A 23,079-nucleotide genomic window follows, 5' to 3' on the forward strand; every position below is an offset into this window, starting at 1 on the left:
CCCTCCCTCAGAGCATCAGGATGACGGCGAGGCCCAGGAAGACGAAGAAGCCGACCACGTCCGTCACCGTTGTCACGAAGGCGCCCGAGGCAAGCGCCGGGTCGATCCCCACCTTTTCCAGCGCCAGCGGCACCAGGATCCCGGCAAGGGCGGCCACCACCAGATTGACCACCATGGAGATGGCAATCACCGCCCCCAGGATCGGCGTGTCGAACCACAGGATTGCGATCACCCCCATGATGAGGGCGAAGGCGGCCCCGTTCAGCAGGCCCGCCACCGCCTCGCGGGTCAGGACCCGCACGGCGTTCGATCCGGTCAGGTCGCGGGTCGCAAGCGCCCGCACCGCCACGGTCAGCGACTGGGTGCCGGCATTGCCGCCCATCGAGGCCACGATCGGCATCAGGACGGCAAGGGCCACCACCTGGGTCAGCGCGGCCTCGAACTGGGAGATGACCAGCGAGGCCAGGATCGCGGTCGCCAGGTTGACGAACAACCAGGGGAAGCGTTGCCGCGCGATCTTCAGGGTGCGGTCCGACACCCGCTCATCGCCGACACCGGCGAGGCGCAGAAGGTCTTCCTCGGCCTCTTCGTCGAGGACCGCCATGGCGTCGTCGATGGTGATGACGCCGACCAGGCGGTCATCCTCGTCGACCACGGGGGCCGAGATCAGGTGATACTGGTTGAAGGCATAGGCCACGTCTTCCTCGGGCTGGGAGACGGGGATCGTGCGGAAGCTTTCCTCGACGATGTCGGACAGCGGCGCCGCGCGCGGCGATCCTAGAAGCTTGCCCAGGGTGACATAGCCGGTCGGGCGCATGCGCGGGTCGACCAGGATCACGTGGTAGAACTGTTCCGGCAGCTGGGTCTCGCGGCGCAGGAAGTCGATGGTCTCGCCCACGGTCCAGTCCTCGGGGACGCGCACGACCTCGCGCTGCATCAGGCGGCCGGCCGATTCCTCGGGGTAGGAGAGCGACAGCTCGACCGCGACCCGGTCGGCGTCCGACAGCGAATCCAGGATCAGGTCCTGCTGGTCCTGTTCCAGGTCCTCGACCAGGTCGACCACATCGTCGCTGTCCAGCTCGCGGACGGCCTCGGCGAGGATGCCGGGTTCGAGATACTCGATCACCTCCTCGCGCAGGCTCTCGTCCAACTCGGACAGGATCTCGCCGGCCATGGAGCCGGACCAGCGCGTCAGAAGCTGCCGCCGCTCGGTGCCGCTGACCTGTTCGAGAAGGTCGGCCACGTCGGCCGGGTGCAAGGGGTCGATCAGGGCGCGCAGGGCCGCGTCGTCATCCGACAGAAGCGCCTCGTGGATGGCATGGACGGTGGCCTTGTCCAGGGCATAGCCCGCGTCCTCGCGCTCCTCCAGATCGGGGCTTTCGTCGGTCATCCACCTGTCCTCCTGCCGTTTCGCGCCACCATAGACAACTCGCCTTACGGGCGACAGGGGCCACGGGCCGATTTACCTCGTCCGACGGGCAGCTTACCCTGCGCGGCGGAGGATCGCCCATGCGTCAGCACACCACCCCGTCAGCCGACCCCGGTCGGAACGCCGCCCCGGCGCCCGCGCCCGCCCGCGCCGCCACCACGGAACCCGTTTCCGGGGCCGGGGCGGCGGGGGAAAGCCGCGCGAATTCGGGGGCCGGGCCGCTGCTGCTTCTTGGCCAGACGCTGGAATTCGACGCTGCGCCCGACCCGTGCCACCCCGAGCGGGCCGCGCGCCACCGCAGCGGGGGCGCGGTGCTGGTGCGCGAGGGCCGGATCGCCGACATCGGAGAGGCCGACGCGCTTTGTACCCGCCACCCCGAGGCCGCCCGCGTCGACCATGGCAATGCGCTGATTTCGGCGGGCTTCGTCGATGCCCATGTCCATTACCCCCAGACCGGCATCATCGCGAGTTGGGGCAAGCGCCTACTGGACTGGTTGGAGCATTACACCTTCCCCGAGGAGATGCGCTTCGGCGACCCGGACCATGCCCGCCAGATCGCCGGCCTCTACTTCGACCTGGTGCTGGCCGAGGGGACAACCTCGGTCGCAAGCTATTGCACCATCCATCCCGAAAGCGTGGACGCCTTCTTCGAAGCCGCGGCGGCACGGGGCATGCGGGTCTGGGCCGGCAAGACCTGCATGGATCAGAACGCCCCCGAGGGCCTGCGCGACACCCCCCGGAGCGCTTATGACGACAGCCGCGCCCTGGCCGACCGCTGGCACGGTCGCGGTCGGGCAAGCTATGTCATCACGCCGCGTTTCGCCCCTACCAGCAGCGCCGCGCAGATGGACGCGCTGGGCGCCCTCTGGGCCGAGCGGCCCGAATGCCTGATGCAGACGCATCTGAGCGAGCAGGCCGAAGAGCTGGACTGGGTCGCGCGGGTGCATCCCGGTGCGCGTGATTACCTCGACATCTACGAACGCCACGGCCTGCTGGGCGCGCGGGGGGTCTATGGCCATGCCATCCACCTGACCCCGCGCGAGGTCGACCGACTGGCCGAGGCGGGGGCCGGGCTGGTCCATTGCCCGACCTCCAATGCCTTCATCGGCTCGGGCCTTTTCCAGGCCGCGAGCCTGCGGCGGCGCGGCCTGCGCCTGGGGCTTGCCACCGATACCGGGGGCGGGTCGTCCTTTTCTATGCTCCGCACCATGGCCGCGGCCTACGAGATCAGTCAGCTTGCCGGCACCCCCCTGCACCCGGCCGAGCTGTGGTGGATGGCGACCGGCGGCGCGGCAGAGGCGCTGCATTGCGAGGCCGTGGGCCACCTGCGTATCGGGGCGGAGGCCGACCTCGTGGTGCTGGATCTGGCTTCGACCCCGGCAATCGCCCAGCGGGCGGCGCGCGCCGACAATTTCTGGGAGGCGCTTTTCCCCACGATCATGATGGGCGACGACCGTGCGGTCCTGGAGACGCGGGTCGCCGGGGTGGTCGCCCGGCCCGCCGCCGGAAGGTTTGCCGAAGCGGTTTCCGGGGATGGGGCAGGGGCCCTGGCAGGGGTCGGGGCGGAACAGGACGTGGACGCAGATGCGTCTTTGCCGGCCCGGGGGGCTTGTTAACGCCGCGCGCGGGGGATCATCATGGCGCACCATGAATGAATTTGACCCACGGGATGGGGGCGATGCGCCCCAGGTTGACCAGGATGCCCATGTCACCGGCAACGGGCAGGGCGCGGCGCAACCCGACCCGGCCTATCCGCCATCGACCGGCGCCCTTCGGGCCGAAGGTGCCGCCCCCGTTGCCCAATCCGACGGCGCCCCCGCGCTGGGCAACCAGGCCCGGGCCCGGGACGATGCGACCGCCCCGCCCGGGGCTGTGCCCGTGGACCGTTCCAACCCGCTGGCGGGCGCGTTGTGGATGATCCTCACGGGCATCCTCTTTGTCTGCGTGACGGCGGTGGTCAAATACGTCGGCAACACGGTTCCGGCGGCGGAATCGGCCTTTCTTCGCTATGCGCTGGGCTTGCTTCTGCTGCTGCCGGCGATCGGTCCGATGTTGCGGGCGCGGATCGGGCGGCGGGGGTTCGGGCTGTTCGCCCTGCGCGGCGCGGCGCACAGCATCGCGGTGATGCTGTGGTTCTTCGCCATGACGCAGATCTCCATCGCCGAGGTCACGGCGATGAACTACCTCTCGCCAGTCTACGTGACCCTGCTGGCGGCCCTGTTCCTGGGGGAGCGTCTGGCCATGCGCCGCATTCTGGCAATCGTCGTGGCCCTGGTCGGTGCCTTCGTCATCCTGCGCCCCGGCATCCGCACGGTCGAGGCGGGGCACATGGCGATGATGGCGGCGGCGGTGCTGTTTGCCTTTTCCTACCTCATCGCCAAGATCATGAGCGACCGGGTCGAGCCATTGGTCGTCGTCACCATGCTGTCGGTGGCGGTCACCATCGGGCTTGCGCCCTTCGCCTGGGCCGTCTGGGTGCCGCCCAGCCTCGAGGTGATCGGCGGCATGTTCCTGGTCGCCTGTTTCGCGACCGCCGGCCACCTGACCATGACGCTGGCCTTCCGGGCGGCGCCCCTGACCGTGACCCAGCCCCTGACGTTCCTTCAGCTCATCTGGGCCGCGATCCTTGGCGCCGTGGTCTTCGGCGAGGCCACGGATTTCTGGGTGCTGACGGGAGGCGGGATGATCCTGGCGTCGGTCAGCTTCATAACCTGGCGGGAGGCCGTTCTGAAGCGCCGCCAGATCACCCCGGACCCGTTGCAGACCAAGGTCTGAGTGCGGCCCGCCCTGGGCTTAGAGGGCAGGTTACGCCGATAATGTAGCGAGGCAGGGGCAGTTGCAGGCCCGGTTCGGGGCGCGGCAAACCTTGCCCGCGCTCCTGCTGCACTTTTTTGCTGCATTTGTGTTAGCGCTAACATACAAGCTGGGGCCAAGACTCGCGACCACCTCGCCCGAGGTGGCCTTCCGGGGGCCGGGAACGGCCCGCGTCCAGACCACGGAGGTTTCCCATGACCCTGAAAATCGCCATCAACGGATTTGGCCGGATCGGCCGCAACGTGCTTCGCGCAGCGATCGAGAACAACGCACGCGACATCGAGGTCGTGGCCATCAACGATCTCGCCCCGCCCGAGACCCTGGCCCACCTGCTGAAATATGACAGCGTCCACGGCCGTCTGCGGGCCGACGTGCGGGTGGAGGGGCACGATTTGCTGGTCGACGGCCGGCGGATCGCCCTGACCGCGATCCGCGATCCGCGCGAACTGCCGTGGCAGGGGGTGGACGTGGCGCTGGAATGCACGGGCCTTTTCACCGCCCGCGACAAGGCCGCCCAGCACCTTGAAAACGGATCGCGGCGGGTGCTGATTTCGGCCCCCGGCAAGGATGCGGACCGCACCGTGGTCTTCGGGGTCAACCACATGGACCTGACCACGCGCGATATCGTCGTCTCGAACGCCTCCTGCACGACCAACTGCCTGGCGCCCGTGGCGATGGTGCTGCACCGCGCCTTCGGCATCAGCACGGGCTACATGACCACGATCCACGCCTACACCGGCGATCAACCCACCCATGACGCGGCCCATTCGGACCTCTACCGGGGTCGGGCGGCGGCGCTGTCGATGGTTCCGACCTCGACCGGGGCGGCGCGGGCGATCTCGCTGGTCCTGCCCGAGCTGGCGGGCCGGCTGGAAGGATCGGCCGTGCGTGTGCCGACGGCCAATGTCTCGATGGTGGATCTGTGCTTCATGCCGACCCGCGAGGCCGACCGCGACGCCGTGAACGAAGCCCTGCGCGACGCCGCCGCGGGGGAGCTGGCCGGCGTGCTGGGCTTTGAGGAGGAGCCGCTGGTCTCGGTCGATTTCAACCACGATCCGCATTCCTCGACCGTGGCCGCGCCCCAGACGGCGGTGACCGAGGGCGGGATGATCCGGGTCGTCAGCTGGTATGACAACGAATGGGGATTCTCGTGCCGCATGCTCGACACCGCCCGGCGGATGGGGGCGTTGCTGGGCGTGGCGGACCGGTTGCCGAAGGTAGACTGAACGGACGGGCCTTGCGGTAACAGCCGGTTTCGGCGGGCATTTTCGGCCGCGCTCTGCGGCCGTTCCCCTTCTCCGGGTCCTCGCCGGGGCGGTCAAAACCCGCCGCCCTGCCCAACCCTGCTTGATCTTCTCGACGTTATCGATAGAAATTCAGATAACAGGGATAAACAAGCAGGATTATCGATAAAATGAGAGATGCCGCCGAAAGATGGTCGCGGGATGAGGCCCAGGCCCTCCACGACCTTCCGCTCTTCGACCTGCTTTATCGGGCCCAGACCATCCACCGGGAGCATTTCGATCCCAATGAGATCCAGACCTCGACCCTGCTGTCGATCAAGACCGGTGGCTGCGCCGAGGATTGCGCCTATTGCTCGCAATCGGCGCGCAACGGCTCCAAGCTGCCCGCCGCCAAGCTGATCGAGGTCGAGCGTGTGCTGGCCGAGGCGCGCCGCGCCCGCGACAGCGGCGCCACCCGTTTCTGCATGGGCGCCGCCTGGCGCGAACCCAAGGCGCGCGACATGCCGGCGCTGGTCGCAATGGTCGAGGGCGTGCGCGAGATGGGAATGGAAACCTGCATGACCCTGGGCATGCTGGACGACACCCAGGTGGCCCAGCTGCGCGAGGCGGGGCTTGATTACTACAACCACAACATCGACACGTCCGAGCGGTATTACCCCGAGGTCATCACCACCCGGACATTCGCCGACCGGCTCGACACGCTGAGCCGCGTCCGCGAGGCGGGGATCAAGGTCTGTTCGGGCGGGATCCTCGGAATGGGGGAGACCGGCGGCGACCGGATCGACATGCTGCTGACCCTGGCCAACCTGCCCGAGCCGCCCGAGTCGGTGCCCATCAACATGCTGATGCCACAGCCCGACACACCGCTGGCCGCGGCAGAGCCGGTCGATCCCATCGCCTTCGTGCGGCTGATCGCGCTGGCGCGGATCCTGATGCCGCGCGCCTATGTGCGGATTTCGGCCGGGCGGACAGACATGAGCGACGAGACCCAGGCGCTGTGCTTCATGGCGGGCGCCAACTCCATCTTCTCGGGGGATCGCCTGCTGACCGCCGACAACCCCGAGGAATCGCGCGACGCGGCCCTTTTCGCCAAGCTGGGTCTGAGGGTGCAGGCCGCGCCCGTCCCCGAGGGGCGGGGCGCGCCCGAAGCCGAAGCTTCAGCCGAGGAGAAGGTCACGCCCGCCTGCTGCGGTGACAGGGCCCCGGCATGAGGGCCGCGGCCCGCATGGAAGAGATGCTGAGCGGGCTGGAACAACGCCACCGCCGGCGCCGTCTTGCCCCCCGGGCGGGCCATGACTTTGCCTCCAACGACTACCTGGGGCTGGCGGGATCGGACCTGCTGCGCGAGGCGGCGGCCGAGGCGCTTGCCCGGGGCGTGCCGCTGGGCTCGGGCGGCTCGCGCCTCTTGCGGGGCAACCACGAGGAGCACGAGGCGCTGGAGCGTGAGGCCGCCGCCTTCTTCGGGGCCGAGGCCGCGCTGTTCTTCGGTGGCGGCTTCCAGGCCAACGTGGCGATCTTCACGGCATTGCCTGGCGCGGGGGACCTGGTCCTGCACGACGCGCTGATCCACGCCAGCGTGCATGACGGCATGCGCCTGGGCCGGGCTACGGTGCGCGCCTTCCGCCATGACGATGCCGCCGACGCCGAACGTCAGATCAGCGAATGGCGTGCGGCCGGGGGTGACGGGCAGGTGTGGATCGCCGTCGAAAGCCTGTATTCGATGGACGGGGATCTCGCCGATCTGGATGCCTTCGCCGCCCTGGCCCGGGCGGAGGATGCGGTGCTGGTGGTGGACGAGGCCCACGCGACGGGCGTGTTCGGCCCGGGCGGCGCGGGCCTGGCCCACGGGCTCGACGCACAGGTTCTCAGCCTGCACACCTGCGGCAAGGGGCTGGGGGTGTCTGGCGGGCTGGTCTGTGGGAGCCGTTCGATCATCGAGATGCTGGTCAACCGTGGCCGCCCCTTCATCTTCGCCACCGCCCCGTCGCCTTTCGACGCGGCACTGGTCCGCGCCTCGCTTGCCGCCCTTCGCACCTGCCCCGAGTTGGTGGCGCAGGCCCGCGCGCGCATGGCCCATGCCCATGCCGAGGCGGCCCGCTGCGGCATGCCCGGTCCCTTCCACAGCCAGATCATCCCCGTGATCCTCGGCTCCGAGGCGCGGGCCCTGGCCTCGGCCGCCGCGCTTCAGGCACAGGGGTTCGACGTGCGCGCCATCCGCCCGCCCACCGTGCCCGAAGGCACCTCGCGCCTGCGGGTGTCGATCACCGGCAACGTCGATCCGGCGGCGATCACCGCCGTTTTCGAGGCAATCGCCCACGAGCTTCGCGCCTGCGAGGGCGCATCCAAGCCGGTGCCGGCATGAGCCTGCACGAGGCAGAGCCGAACGCGATCGTCGTCACGGGCACCGACACCGGCATCGGCAAGACCGTCTTTTCCGCCGGCCTCTGCGCGGCCCTTGGCGCGCGCTACTGGAAACCCGTCCAGGCCGGGCTGGACGGGGCCACCGATGCCCAGGTCGTGGCCGACCTTTCGGGCTGCCCGGTGCTGCCCGAGGCTTATCGGTTGGAAATGCCGGCATCGCCCCACCTGGCGGCCGAGGACATGGGGATCGAGATCGATCCCGACCGCCTGTCGCTTCCCCGGGGGGGCGGGCCGCTGGTGGTCGAAGGGGCGGGCGGTGTCATGGTGCCGCTGACTCGGCGCTTCAGCTACCTGGACCTCTTCGCCCGCTGGGGCGCGCCCGTGGTGCTGGTCGCACGCACCAGCCTTGGCACCATCAACCACACCGCCCTGTCGCTGGCCGCCCTGCGCGGCGCGGGCTGCCGGGTGGCGGGCGTGGCCTTCGTGGGCGCGCCCGAGCCCGCGGTCGAGCAAAGCATCGTCGAGATCTGCGGCGTGCGCCGACTGGGCCGGTTGGACCATCTGCCGGCCCTCTCGCGGGGGGCGCTGGCGCGGGCCTTCGAGGGGTTCGATCTGGACGTGCTTCGGGGCCCGGCATGACGCCGCTGGAATTCGACGCCCGCCACCTGTGGCACCCCTATACCGATGTGGCCGATCCCGGACCCATGCACCTGATTACCGGCGCCGAGGGGGTCTGGCTGACGTGCGCGGACGGAACCCGGATGATCGACGCCATGTCCTCGTGGTGGTGCGCGATCCACGGTCACCGCCATCCCGCGATCACTGGCGCCATGCACGACCAGATCGACCGTCTGCCCCACGTCATGTTCGGCGGGCTGACCCACGAGCCCGCGATTGCCCTGGGCCGCCGGCTGGTGGCGATGCTGCCACGAGGGTTGGACCGGATCTTCTATTGCGACAGCGGCTCGGTCTCGGTCGAGGTGGCGCTGAAGATGGCGGTGCAGTACCAGGTCGCCGCCGGGCGGCCCGGGCGGGTCGAGTTCGCCACCATTCGCGGCGGCTACCACGGCGACACCTGGAAGGCGATGAGCGTCTGCGACCCGGTGAACGGGATGCACGGGCTGTTCCAGGGCGCCCTTTCGGTTCAGCATTTCCTGCCGCAACCGCCGGTCGTTCTGGGCGCCGAATGGCCCGAGGACCCCGAGCTGGCGGGCATCGCCCCGCTGGCGCGGCTTTTGGACGAGGCGGGCGACCGCATCGCTGCCCTGATCCTCGAGCCGGTGGTCCAGGGGGCGGGGGGCATGCGTTTCTACCACCCCGAATGGCTGCGGCGGGCGCGCGCCCTTTGCGATGCCCACGACATCCTGCTGATCTTCGACGAGATCGCGACCGGCTTCGGCCGCACGGGCGAGATGTTCGCGATGGACCTGGCCGGGGTCGTTCCCGACATCCTGTGCCTGGGCAAGGGTCTGACGGGTGGGCATATCTCCTTCGCGGCCACGGTGGCGGGCGACCGGGTCGCGACCCGGATCGGCGACAGCCCGGCGGGGGTGCTGATGCACGGGCCGACCTACATGGGCAATCCGCTGGCCTGTTCGGCGGCGATTGCCAGCCTGGAGCTGCTGGCGGAAGGCACGTGGCGCAGGAACGTCGCCGCCATCGCCCGCCAGATGCACAAGGAACTGGCCCCCGCCGCGGCCCTTCCCGGGGTCGCCGACGTGCGGGTGCTGGGCGCGATCGGGGTGATCGAGATGAAGGCGCCCGTCGATCCGCGCGTGGCCCACGGCCGCGCCCCGGGCTCCGGCGTCTGGCTGCGGCCCTTCGGGCGCAACATCTACTGCATGCCGCCTTACGTGATTACTTCCGAAGATCTGAGCCGCGTCACCGGGGCGATGGTGGCGCTGGCAAGCAATCCGGGCTGAGCCGTCGCGAGGGGGCGGAACGCGCTTCAGCCCTGCCGCGACAGGTGGCGCTTCAGCGTGGCGCTGGCCAGCGCCGCGTCGCGCACCTTGACGGCGGCAAGGATGGCGCGGTGATCGGGGTCGGGGCGGGGCTGCCAGCGGGCGGCGCGCCGGGCCAGAAACTCGCGCGAGTAGAGAAGTTGCAGGTTGCGCACCTCCTCGGTCAGGCGCGGCATCGGGCAGGCGGCGATCAGCGCGTTGTGAAAGCCCCGGTTGGCGGTCTCCCATTCCTCGGCACTGGTGGCGCTGTCGCAAAGCTGGTGGAGGCGGGCAATCTCCTCGACCTGGGCCGCGTCGAGGCGGGGGGCGGAGTGCAGCAGGGCCAGCGGCTCAAGCGCGTGGCGCATGGCGCGGATCTCGACCATGGCATCCTTGTCGAGAGGGGCCACGCACATCCCCCGGCGCGGCAGGCTGACGGCCAGACCGCGCCCGGCCAGGCGCAGCAGCGCCTCGCGCACGGTGACCTGGCTTGCGCCGAATTCGCGGGCGATCAGATCCTGGGTCAGCTTCTCGCCCGGGGCCAGGATGCCCCGCACGATCCGGTCCGCCAGGGTCTCGGCGATGCGATCGGATTTCATCTCGTTCCGCACCGGCGGATCCTTCCGTTGTTGCCCTTTGTCAACGCGGCCCAAAGGGACGCGGATCGGCGGGCAAATGCAACCCCGCGAAGGCCCCGCACGCCCCCTTTGGCAGGGCAGACGTGCCGCCAAAGCCGCGGGCGTTCAGCCGTTGCGCGGATCCAGGATGCGGTTCAGCACCGTGTCCCGGGTGATCTGGCCCAGAAGCCGGCCGTCATCGACCACGCCCACCGGCGCGCCGGTGGCGGTGACCTGTTCCATTACCCGGCGGATATCCTCCTCGGGTGGGACGGTGACCGAGGGGGTGCCGGTCGCGGGCTCCATCACGTCGCGGGCGCAAAGCACGCCCAACGGGTTCATGTGAGCCACGAAATCGGCCACGTAATCGCTGGCTGGGTCCGAGAAGATCTGTTGCGGGGTGCCGCATTGCACGATCCGCCCGCCCTCCATGATGGCGATGCGGTTGCCCAGCTTGAACGCCTCGTCAAGATCGTGGCTGACGAAGATGATGGTGCGGTTCAGCTTTTGCTGAAGTTCCAGCAGCTCGTCCTGCAACCGGGTGCGGATCAGCGGGTCGAGGGCCGAAAACGGCTCGTCCATCAGAAGGATCGGCGCGTCGGTGGCAAAGGCGCGGGCAAGGCCCACGCGCTGCTGCATGCCACCCGAAAGCTCGCCGACCTTGCGGTCGGCCCAGTCCGACAGACCCACCAGATCAAGCTGACGCTCGACCTGCTCGTTGCGGCGGGCGCGCAACATGCCCCCCAGTTCCAGGCCCAGGCCCACGTTCTCGCGGACACTGCGCCAGGGCAGCAGGCCGAATTGCTGGAAGACCATCGCGATATGCGACAGGCGCAGCTCGCGCAGGGTCTTGCGGTCGGCATGGGTGACCGAGGTCATCTCCTCGGCTCCCTCCTCCTGGCCATCGCTGCCGGGGCCCAGACGGCGCACCCGCACCTCGCCCCGGCTGACGGGGTTGAGGCCGTTGACCGCCCGCAAAAGCGTCGACTTGCCCGAACCCGAAAGGCCCATCAGCACCAGGATTTCGCCCTCGGCCACCTGGAGCGAGCAGTCGTGCACGCCCAGAACCTGGCCCGTGCGTTCCTGTATTTCCGAGCGGCTGAGCCCCTGGTCCATCAGCGGCAGGGCGCGCTCGGGGTGCTCGCCGAAGACGATCGAAACGTTGTCGAAGATTACCGCGCTCATGTCCGGCCCACCCGAAGCACGCGATCAAGCATGATCGCGACCACCACAATGATGATCCCACTTTCAAATCCAAGCGCGGTGTTGACCGTGTTCAGCGCCCGCACCACCGGCACGCCCAGCCCGTCGGCGCCCACAAGCGCCGCGATCACCACCATCGACAGCGACAGCATGATGGTCTGGTTCAGCCCGGCCATGATCTGGGGCAGGGCATAGGGAAGCTCGACCTTCCACAGGGTCTGCCAGCGGGTGGCGCCGAAGGCGCGGGCGGCCTCCAGAAGGGGCATTGGCGTTGACGAGACCCCAAGATGCGTCAGCCGGATCGGCGCCGGCAGCACGAAGATCACGGTCGCGATCAGCCCCGGCACCATGCCGATGCCGAAGAAGACGATCGCCGGGATCAGGTAGACGAAGGTCGGCAGGGTCTGCATCAGGTCCAGCACCGGCCGCAGCGCCGCGTAGAGCCGCGGGTTGTGGGCGGTGAAGATGCCGATGGGCACCCCGATCGCCATGCAGACGACACAGGCCGAAAGCACCAGCGTCAGGCTTTCGGTGGTCTCTTCCCAGTAGCCCTGGTTGAGGATGAAGAGAAACCCGAGCACCACGAAGAGGGAGGTCTTCCACGACCGCTGCAGCGCGTAGCTGAGGGCGGCGAAGGCGGCGACGACGATCAGCGGGTGCGGTGTCTGGAAAACCCACAGGATGCCGTCGATCATGGCCTCCATCACCTCGGCCAGCCCGTCGAAGAACCACGCGCCGTTGGTTTGCAACCAGTCGAATATGTTGCGGGCGGTCAGGCCGATTGGGATCTTGTTGTCGGTCAGCCACTCCATGGCGGCGCTCCTGTCGGATGTTCGGGGGCGCCGCCCCCGGGGGCGCGACGGGATCTGCATGAGGGGAAGGGGCCGGCGCGGGCCGGCCCGGGACCCCGGGGCGCAGGTGCCGCGTCAGGCGGCACCCGCAGCGGGATCAGAGACCCAGCGCTTCCTCGACAGCGTCCTTGCCGTCCTCGCCCTCGCGGGTCTTGACGCCGTCAAGCCAGGTGCCCAGCACCTCGGGGTTGGCCTTCAGCCACTCGGTCGCGGCCTTCTCCGGGTCGGCGTTATCGTTCAGGATCGCGCCCATGATCTCGTTCTCCATGGCCAGCGTGAACTCGAGGTTGTTCAGCAGCTTGCCGACGTTGGGGCATTCCTCGGCAAAGCCGGTCCAGGTGTTGGTGTAGACGGTGGCGCCGCCCAGGTCGGGGCCGAAGAAATCATCGCCGCCTTCCAGGTAGGTCATCTCGAAGGCCGCGTTCATCGGGTGCGGCTCCCAGCCCAGGAAGACCACGGGCTCACCCTTGCGGTCGGCGCGGGCGACCTGCGCCAGCATCCCCTGTTCCGAGCTTTCGGCGACCTCGAACCCTTCCAGGTCGAACGCGTTCTCGTCGATCATCGACTGGATCAGGCGGTTGCCGTCGTTGCCGGGCTCGATGCCGTAGATCTTGCCCTCAAGCAGGTCCTTGTGCTTGGCGATGTCGGCAAAGTTGCGGATGCCCATCTCGGCGGCGGCCTTGTTGACGGCCAGGGTGTACTTGGCCCCTTCAAGGTTGGCGCGGACCGAGGTGACGGTGCCGTCGGCCAGGTAGGGGGCGATATCGGCCTCCATCGAGGGCATCCAGTTGCCCAGGAAGACGTCGATGTCCTTCTTGGCAAGCGAGGTGTAGGTGACCGGAACCGACAGGACCTTGGTGTCGGTCTCGTATCCCAGCGCCTCGAGCACGACGGCAGTGGTGGCGGTGGTCGCCGTGATGTCGGTCCAGCCGACATCGGCGAATTTCACGGTCTCGCAGGCGGCGAAGGCGGGCGCGGACAGTGCGACCAGCGCGATGGCCGAAGCGGTTGTCTTGAAGATCATTGGAGGCTCCCCGGGTTTTCTTGATTGACGGCTCAATTAAAAACGATCAAGTTCGGTCTGGCAACCCGGTATAGAGGTCACCTTGCCGAAACTTGGAATGGAACCTATCAGGCGCGCGGCCCTGGTCAACGCAACCATCGAGGAGATCGGACGCGCCGGATCGCTCGATGTCACCGTCGGCCAGATCGCGCGCAGGGCAGGGGTCTCTGCCGCGCTCGCGCACCATTACTTCGGTGGCAAAGAACAGATCCTGCTGGCCGCGATGCGCCACATCCTGACCCAGTACGGCACCACGGTCCGCCAGGCCCTTGAAGGCGCGGTCGAGCCGCGCCAGCGCCTCGAAGCCATCGCCGAGGCCAGCTTCACCACCGGCCAGTTCCGTCCCGAGGTGGTCGGCGCATGGCTGAATTTCTACGTCCAGGCCCAGGGCAACCCCTCGGCCCGGCGGCTCCTGACGGTCTATCAGCGGCGGCTGCGCTCGAACCTGCTGGTGGCGCTGAGGCCGCTGGCGGGCGCCCGCGCCGAGATGATCGCCGAGACCCTGGCCGCGCTGATCGACGGCATCTACATCCGCGCCGCCCTGGCGCCCGAGCGTTTCGCCGCCGCCGCTGGCGGAGAGGGGGCGCCCGCCACCGACGGCGACCCAGAGGGCTCGACCGAACAGGCCGCCCGCATCGCCGCCGCCCGCGTCATCGAGACGGCCGACCTGCTGATCCGGCAGGGGGCATGATGCGCCCTCGATCCAACCATGCGGAACCCGGCGCCTGCCCCGTCCCGCCCCGCCGCCGCGCGCGCGGCGGCCCGCACAGCTGCCCACACGGCTGACCGCGCGGCTGACACCGACACCCCCGTGCGGGCGCCATGCGCCCCCGAACCATCCATGCAAAGGCCCCCCATGTCCGAGACCGCAAAATCCCCGCTTGAACGCCCCCGGACCCAGCCCGAAGGCAGCCACCATATCGATGGCGCCTATGTGGCCGATGCCGGCGGGCGCCCCCTGCCGGTGATCTACCCCGCCGATGGCAGCACCATCGCCACTCTGGAACACGCAGGCCCCGACCTGGTGGAGCAGGCGCTTGCCGCCGCCAGCCGCGCACAACCCGCCTGGGCCGCCATGACCGGGACCGAACGTGGCCGCATCCTGCGCCGCGCCGCCGAGATCATCCGCGAGCGCAACGATGAGCTGAGCCGCCTGGAGACGATGGACACCGGCAAACCCTACCAGGAAACCGTTGTCGCCGACGCCACCAGCGGCGCCGACGCGCTGGAATATTTCGGCGGGCTCGCGGCCTCGATCACCGGCGAGCACGTCCAGCTTGGCGATGATTTCGTCTATTCCGTGCGCCAGCCGCTGGGGGTCTGCGTCGGGATCGGCGCATGGAACTACCCGATGCAAATCGCCTGCTGGAAGGCCGCGCCCGCGCTGGCCTGCGGCAATACGATGGTGTTCAAACCCTCGGAAACCACGCCCTTGTCGGCGCTGAAACTGGCCGAGATCCTGACCGAGGCCGGTTTGCCCGATGGCGTCTTCAATGTGGTCCAGGGCGACGGTGCCGTGGGCTCGGCGCTGGTGGGTGATCCGCGGGTGGCCAAGGTCTCGCTGACAGGCTCCGTGCCCACCGGGCGCAAGGTCTACGCCGCCGCCGCCGAAGGCATCCGCCACGTGACGATGGAGCTGGGCGGCAAGTCCCCGATGCTGATCTTCGACGACGCCGACCTCGACGACGCGGTGGGCGGCGCGATCCTGGGCAATTTCTATTCCTCGGGGCAGATCTGTTCCAACGGCACCCGTGTCTTCGTTCAGAAGGGCATTCTGCCGGCGTTCCTGGATCGGCTGGCAGAGCGTTTGGGCCACGCGGTGATCGGCGATCCGCTGGACCCGACCACCAGCTTCGGCCCCCTTGTCAGCCAGGCACAGTTGGATCAGGTCCTGGGCTTCGTTCAGGCGGGGCGCGACGAGGGCGCGCGCCTGGTCACGGGCGGTGAGCGGCTGGACCGCGAGGGGTTCTACATGTCGCCTGCCGTCTTCGCCGATGTCACCGACGAGATGACCATCGCCCGCGAGGAGATTTTCGGCCCGGTGCTGTCGGTCCTGTCCTTCGAGACCGAGGAAGAGGCGATCGCCCGCGCCAATGCCACCCCCTACGGGCTGGCGGCCGGGGTCTTCACCCGCGATCTGCGGCGCGGGCACCGGGTGATCGGCAAGCTCGACGCAGGCTCGTGCTTCATCAACGCCTACAACCTGACCCCAGTCGAGGCGCCCTTCGGCGGCGTGAAGCTGTCGGGTGTGGGGCGCGAGAATTCCCGCGCCGCGATCGAACATTACACCCAGCTGAAAAGCGTCTACGTCGGCATGGGCCCGGTCGAGGCGCCTTACTGATACCAACGCCCGCCCTGCGGGGCGGCCCGGGTCGAGCGGCGGAACGAGAGGACCAGTCATGGAAGCGGATTATGTGATCGTCGGGGCGGGGTCGGCCGGCTGTGCCATGGCCTACCGGCTGGGCGAGGCCGGTCACAGTGTCGTCGTCATCGAGTATGGCGGCACCGACGCGGGCCCCTTCATCCAGATGCCCGCGGCCCTGTCCTACCCGATGAACATGTCCCGCTATGACTGGGGCTACCGGACCGAGCCCGAGCCCCACCTGGGCAACCGCCGGCTGGCGACGCCGCGCGGCAAGGTGATCGGGGGATCCTCCTCGATCAACGGGATGGTGTACGTGCGCGGCCACGCGCGGGATTTCGACCACTGGGCCGAGATGGGGGCCGACGGCTGGTCCTATGCCGACGTGCTCCCCTACTTCCGCCGGATGGAGCATTGGCACCCCGGCCCCCACGGCGGCGACGACGCGTGGCGGGGCAACGACGGGCCGCTGCATGTGTCACGCGGGCCCCGGCGCAACCCGCTGTTCCACGCCTTCGTCGAGGCGGGGGCGCAGGCCGGTTATCCGATCACGCTCGACTACAACGGCGAGCAGCAGGAAGGCTTCGGCCCGATGGAGCAGACCGTCTGGCGTGGGCGGCGCTGGTCGGCGGCCAACGCCTATCTGCGCCCTGCGCAGAAGCGTTTCGCGGTGACGGTGATGCGCGGGTTGGCGACCCGGGTCGTGTTCGATAGCGAGGGTGAGGGCGGTGGCTCAGACGCCGCCAAGTGTCGCGCCACCGGGGTCGAGATCCGGCGCGGCCGGCGGACAGAGGTGGTGCGCGCCCGGCGCGAGGTGATCCTGACGGCCTCGTCCATCAACTCGCCCAAGCTGCTGATGCTGTCGGGCATCGGCCCGGCCGAGGAGCTGCGCGCGCTGGGCATCGACCCGCTGGCCGACCGTCCCGGCGTCGGGCGCAACCTGCAGGACCATCTGGAGGTCTACATCCAGATGGCCTCGTCGAAGCCGATCACGCTTTACCGGCATTGGAACCTGGTCTCGAAGGCGCTGATCGGGGCGCAGTGGCTGGCCTCGCGCACCGGGCTCGGTGCCTCGAACCAGTTCGAGAGCGCCGCCTTCATCCGCTCGAAGGCGGGGGTGGAATACCCTGATATCCAATATCATTTCCTGCCCATCGCCGTGCGTTACGACGGCAAGGCGGCCGCCGAGGGGCACGGGTTCCAGGCCCATACGGGGCCGATGCGCTCCCCCTCGCGGGGGGCGGTCACCCTGCGCTCCTCCGATCCGGCCGAGCCGCCGCGCATCGCCTTCAACTACATGTCCCATCCCCAGGACTGGGAGGACTTCCGCACCTGTATCCGCCTGACCCGCGAGATCTTCGCCCAGCCCGCCTTCGCCCCCTACATCAAGCATGAGATCCAGCCCGGCGCTGCCCTGCAAAGCGACGAGGAGCTTGACGATTTCATCCGCGAACACGCCGAGAGCGCCTATCACCCCTGCGGCACCTGCCGGATGGGTCGGGCCGACGATCCCGAGGCGGTTGTCGATCCCGAGGGGCGGGTGATCGGGGTTTCGGGCCTGCGGGTGGCCGACAGCTCGGTCTTCCCGCGCATTCCGAACGGCAACCTCAACGCGCCCTCGATCATGGTGGGCGAGAAGATCGCCGACCACGTGCTGGGCCGCGCGCCGCTTGCGGCCGAGAATGCCCGCCCCTGGATCAACCCGGCCTGGCAGACCAGCCAGCGCTGAGCCTCCCTCAGACCAGGGGCCGGGGCGGTGTAAACCCGCCTTCGACAGATCTGTCACTGGCCCGGGTGCCGGGGCTGGGTTAACGATTGATTAACCTTCGTTAATCCGCCCCAGCCACCGAGGTCGACGTGCCCCTTCGCCCCTTTCTTCGCCGCGCGTTCCCCCATCGCGTTCCAGCCTGCCGCCTTTGGGCGCTGGGGCTGGCCGCCATCCTGGCGCTGCCCGCGCCCCTGACGGGGCCGGTCGATGCCGCGGGGCGGGTGATCGTGGGGCCGGCGCGGGTGATCGACGGGGACACGATCCAGATCGGCGCGACCCATATCCGCCTCATCGGCATCGATACCCCCGAAGCGGCCGAGACCTGCAAAAGCCCCTCGGGCGTGGTCTGGCGCTGTGGCTCCTACGCGACCCACTGGTTGCGCCAGCGGCTACAGGGCCTGCGCGTGGAATGCCTGGACGAGGGGCGCGACCGCTATGCCCGCACGCTGGCCCATTGCCGGGTGGACGGGCGCGATCTGGGCGCGGACCTGACCCGGGCCGGGGTGGCGCGGGCCTATCGCCGCTATTCGACCGAATATGTCCCCGCCGAGGAGGCCGCGCGCCGCGCGGGCCTGGGCCTTTGGGCGGACCGGCCGCAGGTGCCGGCGCAATTTCTGGCCCGCGCCGTGGATGCCGGGCCCAAGGATTGCCAGATCAAGGGCAACATCTCGAAGAACGGGATGATCTACCATGTTCCGGGCTCGCGCAGCTACAACCGCACCCGCATCGACACGTCGCGTGGGGAACGGTGGTTCTGTTCAGAAGGCGAGGCCCGCACGGCGGGTTGGCGCGCCCCGCGCGGCTAGGCGCGATCCGCGTTCACCCTTGACGCCGGGCGCAGGGCCCGGCGCAAGGCGGGCCGATCAGGTCCCCAGATCGTAGGGCAGCACGCCCCGCCGGTCGTGATCGACCAGCAGCGGGTTGCCAAGGGGCGGCACCGAACGCTGGTGGCAGTCGCGCCGCTGGCAGATGCGGCACGAAATCCCGATCGGTTCGAATGCCTGGGCCTTCGAGGTGTCCAGATCGTCAGCATAGACCAGCTTGTCGGCGTGGCGCACCTCGCATCCCAACCCGATGGCATAGCGGCGCACAGGCGCCCGGAACGAGCCTCCCGGCTTGCTGACATCCCGCGCCAGGCAGAAATAGCGTACCCCGTCCGGCGTCTCGGCCAGTTGGCGCAGGAACCGGCCCGGCATCTCGAAGGCGCGGTGCACGTTCCACAAGGGGCAGGCGCCGCCGTAGCGGGCGAACTGCAGCCGCGTAGCCGAGTGTCGCTTGGTGATGGTGCCGGCCTGATCGACCCGCACGAAGAAGAAGGGCACGCCCTTGGCGCCGGTCCTCTGCAGGGTGGAAAGCCGGTGCGCCACCTGCTCGATCGAGGCGCCGAACCTGTCTGCCATCTGTTCGAGGTCATGGCGGGTTTCCAGAGCCGCGCGCTGGAACGGGCTGTAGGGCATCAGTGCTGCGCCAGCGAAATAGTTGGCCATGCCGATGCGCGCGATCTGACGGGCCTGACCGGTCTGGAACCGCGCCAGATCCAGGGTCGCGTCCAGCAGGTCGTCCTGGGTCAGAAGCGCCATCTGATGATAAAGCTGGAAAAGGCGGGTTGGCGGCTCGGCCCGGGCCGACAGGGTCAGAAGCCCCCGCTCGGCATCGTAATGGCGCATTGGGCCATCGCCCGTGACCTGCACGTCGTAGCCCAGGTCGCGAAAGAGGCTTGCGGCGGCGGCGAAACGGTCGGGCTGGCTGGTCACCTCGGTCCCCAGCCGCTCGGCGGCCCGATCGACGGCGTCGAAATAGTTGTCGCAGTAATGGAAGAAATCGCGCACCTCCTCCCAGGGGCTGGCGGCGATCCGGGCCTCCTCGCGGCCCAAGGCCTCGTCTAGCGATGCCAGCCGCTCATGGGCCTGCCGGTAGGCGCGGTGCAGCTGGAGGAAGGCGCGCGCCAGCGCCGGCGCGTTGGAGGCGGTCAGCCGCAGGTCGGCCAGCGACGGTTCCAGATCGCCGAAAGCCGGGTCGGCCAACGCCTCGCGCATGTCGGTGACCATGCGCTCGGCCTCTCCGACGTTAAGCTCGGTCACGTCGAAGCCGAACTCGCCCGCCAGGGCCAGCACGACGCCGGTGCTGACGGGGCGGTTGTTGTTTTCCATCTGGTTGAGATAGGGCAGCGAGACGCCCAGCTTCTCGGCAAAGGCCTTCTGGGTCAGGCCCAGTTTCTGGCGGATCTCGCGCAGCTTGACGCCGACATAAAGCTTCTGGGTGGCCATGGCATCCTCGGCACGCGGGGTTTGCGGGTTTTCCGCAATTAGCCATAACTTTGCAAATTCACCCCGGCAAGGGGCCGGGCGGCCTGGGTCAGGCGCCCTGAAGCATGCCGTTGTTGCGGCGCATCACGTACAGGATCGCCAGGATCGAGGCCGCCGAGGTGGCGAACATGATCCACTGCAGCGGAAGGCTGTCGGTCGATCCGGCCAGCGCCGTGCCCGCCACCGACGACAGCGCCGCGCCGCCGCCGATCATGATCGCGCTGCCCAGACCGCTGGCCGAGCCTGCAAGGTCGGGGCGCACTGACAGCATCCCCGAGGCGCTGTTGGGCATGACCAGCCCGTTGCCAAGGCCGATGAAGGTGCAGAAGCCGAAGAAGGCATAGGCGTTGCCCAGCCCGGAATAGGTGACCATCAGCGACAGCACCATCCCGGTGGTCGAGATCAGCGTCCCCCACAGGACCATCTGGTCGATTCCGAAGCGGACCGAGTAGCGCCCCGTCAGGAAATTGCCGGCCGCATAGCCAAGCGCCGGCAGGCCCAGCATTACGCCGGTCATGCCCGGCGCCATGTGAAAGACCTGCGTCGCGACGTAGGGCGCGCCGCCCAGGTAGGCGAAGAAGGCGCCCGAGGCGAAGGCCGACGCGAAGACGTAGCCCCAGAACCGGGGGGAGCACAGAAGCTCGGGATAGTCGCGCAGCTGCTGGCCAAAGCTCTTGCCGCCCTGTCGCAAGGTCTCGCCCTGGTCGGCCCAGACGAGCCCGAGGACGGCCGCGCCGAAGACGACGAGGAAGATGAAGGTCGCGCGCCAGCCCCAGATCTCGTCCAGCGCGCCCCCGATCATGGGGGCGAACATCGGCACCAAGGCCATGCCCATGGTGACATAGCCGATCATCGAGGCGGCCTCGCGCGCCGAGACCATGTCGCGCACTGTGGCCCGGCTCAGCACCAGGCCCGTGGCGATGGCGCCCTGAATCATCCGGAAGACGAGGAACATCTCGACCGAGGTCGACAGCGCACAACCCGCCGAGGCCAGGATGAAGATCGCGATCGACCCCAGGATCACCGGGCGCCGCCCGAACCGGTCCGAGATCGGCCCGACCAGCAATTGCAGCAAGGCCGTCGTCGCAAGGTATCCCGACACGGCGAATTGCATCACCGCGTAATCCGTCTGGAAATACCGGGTCATCCCGGGCAGGGAGGGAAGGAATACCGACATGCTCATCGCCGAAAGACCGGCGACAAGGACAAGCGTCAGGATGTGGGGAGGGGTGGTCCGGTCGAGAAAACGAACGGCGATACCCGCGTGTCGGTTGTGATCCATGCCGGGCAATTAGGCTCATTGCGGCGTTCTGTCATCCCCGGATAAGCCGCTTTTCTGCAAAGGCACCATTGCAGACGTTGCAGGTTTCGAAGGTGCACATGCGGCTTTGCGCTGGCCGCCGAGAGGGGGCCTTAAGCGCTGGAATCCTTAAACCGAGGCCGGTTCGGCGGTGGCGACTTCGCAAATTTGCAATTCGCAGATTACCGCTCGCCAAAGGTTTTCAAATTCGCCCGTTTGTCCTTCTCAGCCGCGAGCGCGGTCGATAGGATGGCCGCCACCACAGGTTTTGGGAGAGCTGCCGTGAAAGATATCCTGCAAGAACTCGAAAATCGCCGCGAAACCGCCCGCATGGGAGGGGGCGAGCGCAGGATTGCGGCACAGCATGCCAAGGGCAAGTTGACCGCGCGCGAGCGGATCGAGCTTTTGCTGGACGAGGGCAGCTTTGAAGAGTTCGACATGTTCGTCGCCCACCGCTGCACCGACTTCGGGATGGAGCAGGACCGCCCCGCCGGCGACGGCGTGGTGACGGGCTGGGGCACGATCAATGGCCGCCAGGTCTATGTCTTCTCCCAGGATTTCACCGTCTTCGGCGGCTCGCTTTCCGAAACCCACGCCCAGAAGCTCTGCAAGATCATGGATATGGCGATGCAGAACGGCGCGCCGGTGATCGGGCTGAACGACTCGGGCGGGGCGCGGATTCAGGAAGGGGTGGCCAGCCTCGCGGGCTATGCCGATGTCTTCCAGCGCAACATCATGGCCTCGGGCGTGGTGCCGCAGATCAGCGTCATCATGGGCCCCTGCGCGGGCGGCGCGGTCTATTCGCCCGCCATGACCGATTTCATCTTCATGGTGAAGGACAGCTCTTACATGTTCGTGACCGGCCCCGACGTGGTCAAGACCGTCACCAACGAGGTCGTCACCGCCGAGGAACTGGGCGGCGCCAGCACCCACACCCGCAAGTCCAGCGTCGCCGACGGTGCCTTCGAGAACGATGTCGAGGCCCTGGCCGAGGTGCGCCGCCTGGTGGATTTCCTGCCCCAGAACAACCGCTCCAAGCCGCCCGTGCGGCCCTTCTTCGATGACGTGAACCGGATCGAGGACAGCCTTGATACCCTGATCCCCGACAACCCCAACGCGCCCTACGACATGAAGGAGCTGATCACCAAGCTGGGGGACGAGGGCGATTTCTACGAGATTCAGGAAGAGTTCGCCAAGAACATCCTGACCGGCTTCATCCGGCTGGAAGGCTCGACCGTGGGGGTGGTGGCGAACCAGCCGATGGTGCTGGCGGGCTGTCTGGATATCGACAGCTCTCGCAAGGCCGCCCGCTTCGTGCGCTTCTGCGATGCCTTCGAGATCCCGATCCTGACCCTTGTGGACGTGCCGGGCTTCCTGCCGGGAACGGGTCAGGAATACGGCGGTGTCATCAAGCATGGTGCCAAGCTGCTCTTTGCCTATGGCGAAGCGACGGTGCCGAAGGTCACGGTCATCACCCGCAAGGCCTATGGCGGGGCCTATGACGTGATGGCCTCAAAGCACCTGCGGGGTGATTTCAACTATGCCTGGCCCACCGCCGAGATCGCGGTGATGGGGGCCAAGGGCGCGACCGAGATCCTTTACCGCTCGGAACTGGGCGATGCCGAGAAGATCGCGGCCCGCACCAAGGATTACGAGGACCGTTTCGCTAACCCCTTCGTGGCCGCCGAAAAAGGCTTCATCGACGAGGTGATCATGCCCCACTCGACCCGCCGCCGGGTCTGCCGGGCCTTCGCTTCGCTGCGCAACAAGAGCCTGGCGAACCCCTGGAAGAAACACGACAACATTCCGCTCTGACCGCTG

Annotated in this window: 19 protein-coding genes; 12 read left to right on the forward strand and 7 right to left on the reverse strand. The window is 68.3% G+C overall.

Translation table 11 applies throughout. From position 1 onward, the window contains the following. Nucleotides 1-7: 7 nt before the first annotated feature. Nucleotides 8-1,390, reverse strand: a complete 1,383-nt coding sequence (gene mgtE, locus CLV77_RS04980) for a magnesium transporter (protein WP_076978993.1) — start codon at nucleotides 1,388-1,390, stop codon at nucleotides 8-10. 119 nt (nucleotides 1,391-1,509) lie between these two features. On the opposite strand from mgtE, the gene guaD reads away from it, so the two are divergent. From guaD to bioA, 7 genes are all read left to right on the forward strand, one after another. Continuing rightward, the gene (gene guaD, locus CLV77_RS04985; RefSeq protein ID WP_083707672.1) at nucleotides 1,510-3,045 is read left to right on the forward strand and encodes a guanine deaminase; all 1,536 of its coding nucleotides are present in this window, start codon (nucleotides 1,510-1,512) and stop codon (nucleotides 3,043-3,045) included. 31 nt (nucleotides 3,046-3,076) lie between these two features. Next, on the forward strand, nucleotides 3,077-4,204 hold the full coding sequence (locus tag CLV77_RS04990; protein WP_269843284.1) for a DMT family transporter: 1,128 nt from the start codon (nucleotides 3,077-3,079) through the stop codon (nucleotides 4,202-4,204). Between the two features lie 233 nt (nucleotides 4,205-4,437). Beyond that, on the forward strand, nucleotides 4,438-5,469 hold the full coding sequence (gap, locus tag CLV77_RS04995; protein ID WP_076978992.1) for a type I glyceraldehyde-3-phosphate dehydrogenase: 1,032 nt from the start codon (nucleotides 4,438-4,440) through the stop codon (nucleotides 5,467-5,469). A 188-nt stretch (nucleotides 5,470-5,657) separates the two neighbouring features. Further along, nucleotides 5,658-6,698: a biotin synthase BioB gene (gene bioB / locus CLV77_RS05000; RefSeq protein WP_083707671.1), complete on the forward strand. Its 1,041-nt coding sequence runs from the start codon at nucleotides 5,658-5,660 to the stop codon at nucleotides 6,696-6,698. Next, nucleotides 6,695-7,849: an aminotransferase class I/II-fold pyridoxal phosphate-dependent enzyme gene (locus tag CLV77_RS05005; protein WP_076978991.1), complete on the forward strand. Its 1,155-nt coding sequence runs from the start codon at nucleotides 6,695-6,697 to the stop codon at nucleotides 7,847-7,849. Before bioB ends, CLV77_RS05005 begins: the two co-directional genes overlap by 4 nt. Next, nucleotides 7,846-8,487: a dethiobiotin synthase gene (gene bioD / locus CLV77_RS05010; protein WP_076978990.1), complete on the forward strand. Its 642-nt coding sequence runs from the start codon at nucleotides 7,846-7,848 to the stop codon at nucleotides 8,485-8,487. The genes CLV77_RS05005 and bioD overlap by 4 nt, the downstream gene beginning before the upstream one ends. After that, complete coding sequence (bioA, locus tag CLV77_RS05015; protein WP_076978989.1) at nucleotides 8,484-9,770, forward strand: adenosylmethionine--8-amino-7-oxononanoate transaminase; 1,287 nt, start codon at nucleotides 8,484-8,486, stop codon at nucleotides 9,768-9,770. Before bioD ends, bioA begins: the two co-directional genes overlap by 4 nt. A 26-nt stretch (nucleotides 9,771-9,796) precedes the next feature. Here bioA and CLV77_RS05020 read toward each other — a convergent pair whose 3' ends face one another. From CLV77_RS05020 to CLV77_RS05035, 4 genes are all read right to left on the reverse strand, one after another. Further along, the gene (locus CLV77_RS05020; RefSeq protein ID WP_233128085.1) at nucleotides 9,797-10,399 is read right to left on the reverse strand and encodes a GntR family transcriptional regulator; all 603 of its coding nucleotides are present in this window, start codon (nucleotides 10,397-10,399) and stop codon (nucleotides 9,797-9,799) included. Between the two features lie 132 nt (nucleotides 10,400-10,531). Continuing rightward, entirely contained in the window at nucleotides 10,532-11,590 is a 1,059-nt protein-coding gene (gene choV / locus CLV77_RS05025; RefSeq protein ID WP_076978988.1) for a choline ABC transporter ATP-binding protein, read from the reverse strand. After that, nucleotides 11,587-12,420: a choline ABC transporter permease subunit gene (gene choW / locus CLV77_RS05030; RefSeq protein ID WP_076978987.1), complete on the reverse strand. Its 834-nt coding sequence runs from the start codon at nucleotides 12,418-12,420 to the stop codon at nucleotides 11,587-11,589. Before choW ends, choV begins: the two co-directional genes overlap by 4 nt. Nucleotides 12,421-12,556: 136 nt before the next feature. After that, nucleotides 12,557-13,483, reverse strand: coding sequence for a choline ABC transporter substrate-binding protein (locus CLV77_RS05035; RefSeq protein ID WP_076978986.1), 927 nt, complete (start codon nucleotides 13,481-13,483; stop codon nucleotides 12,557-12,559). A 97-nt stretch (nucleotides 13,484-13,580) separates the two neighbouring features. Between CLV77_RS05035 and betI the strand changes: the two genes are divergently transcribed. From betI to CLV77_RS05055, 4 genes are all read left to right on the forward strand, one after another. Beyond that, a complete protein-coding gene (gene betI / locus CLV77_RS05040) occupies nucleotides 13,581-14,213 on the forward strand; it encodes a choline-binding transcriptional repressor BetI (RefSeq protein ID WP_076978985.1) in 633 nt (210 codons plus the stop codon). Nucleotides 14,214-14,378: 165 nt separating this feature from the next. Further along, nucleotides 14,379-15,863, forward strand: coding sequence for a betaine-aldehyde dehydrogenase (betB, locus tag CLV77_RS05045; RefSeq protein ID WP_076978984.1), 1,485 nt, complete (start codon nucleotides 14,379-14,381; stop codon nucleotides 15,861-15,863). Between the two features lie 58 nt (nucleotides 15,864-15,921). Beyond that, entirely contained in the window at nucleotides 15,922-17,613 is a 1,692-nt protein-coding gene (betA, locus tag CLV77_RS05050) for a choline dehydrogenase (RefSeq protein WP_076978983.1), read from the forward strand. Nucleotides 17,614-17,741: 128 nt separating this feature from the next. Next, nucleotides 17,742-18,458 (forward strand): thermonuclease family protein, encoded by a 717-nt coding sequence (locus CLV77_RS05055; protein WP_233128045.1) that lies wholly within the window; start codon nucleotides 17,742-17,744, stop codon nucleotides 18,456-18,458. Nucleotides 18,459-18,515: 57 nt separating this feature from the next. Here CLV77_RS05055 and CLV77_RS05060 read toward each other — a convergent pair whose 3' ends face one another. Continuing rightward, nucleotides 18,516-19,919 (reverse strand): helix-turn-helix domain-containing protein, encoded by a 1,404-nt coding sequence (locus CLV77_RS05060; RefSeq protein ID WP_076978982.1) that lies wholly within the window; start codon nucleotides 19,917-19,919, stop codon nucleotides 18,516-18,518. Between the two features lie 88 nt (nucleotides 19,920-20,007). Continuing rightward, nucleotides 20,008-21,240: a multidrug effflux MFS transporter gene (locus CLV77_RS05065; RefSeq protein ID WP_076978981.1), complete on the reverse strand. Its 1,233-nt coding sequence runs from the start codon at nucleotides 21,238-21,240 to the stop codon at nucleotides 20,008-20,010. A gap of 300 nt (nucleotides 21,241-21,540) precedes the next feature. Between CLV77_RS05065 and CLV77_RS05070 the strand changes: the two genes are divergently transcribed. Beyond that, entirely contained in the window at nucleotides 21,541-23,073 is a 1,533-nt protein-coding gene (locus tag CLV77_RS05070) for an acyl-CoA carboxylase subunit beta (RefSeq protein ID WP_076978980.1), read from the forward strand. The last annotated feature ends 6 nt before the right edge of the window (nucleotides 23,074-23,079 follow it).

Source organism: Brevirhabdus pacifica, assembly GCF_002797755.1.
GTDB classification, from domain to species: domain Bacteria; phylum Pseudomonadota; class Alphaproteobacteria; order Rhodobacterales; family Rhodobacteraceae; genus Brevirhabdus; species Brevirhabdus pacifica.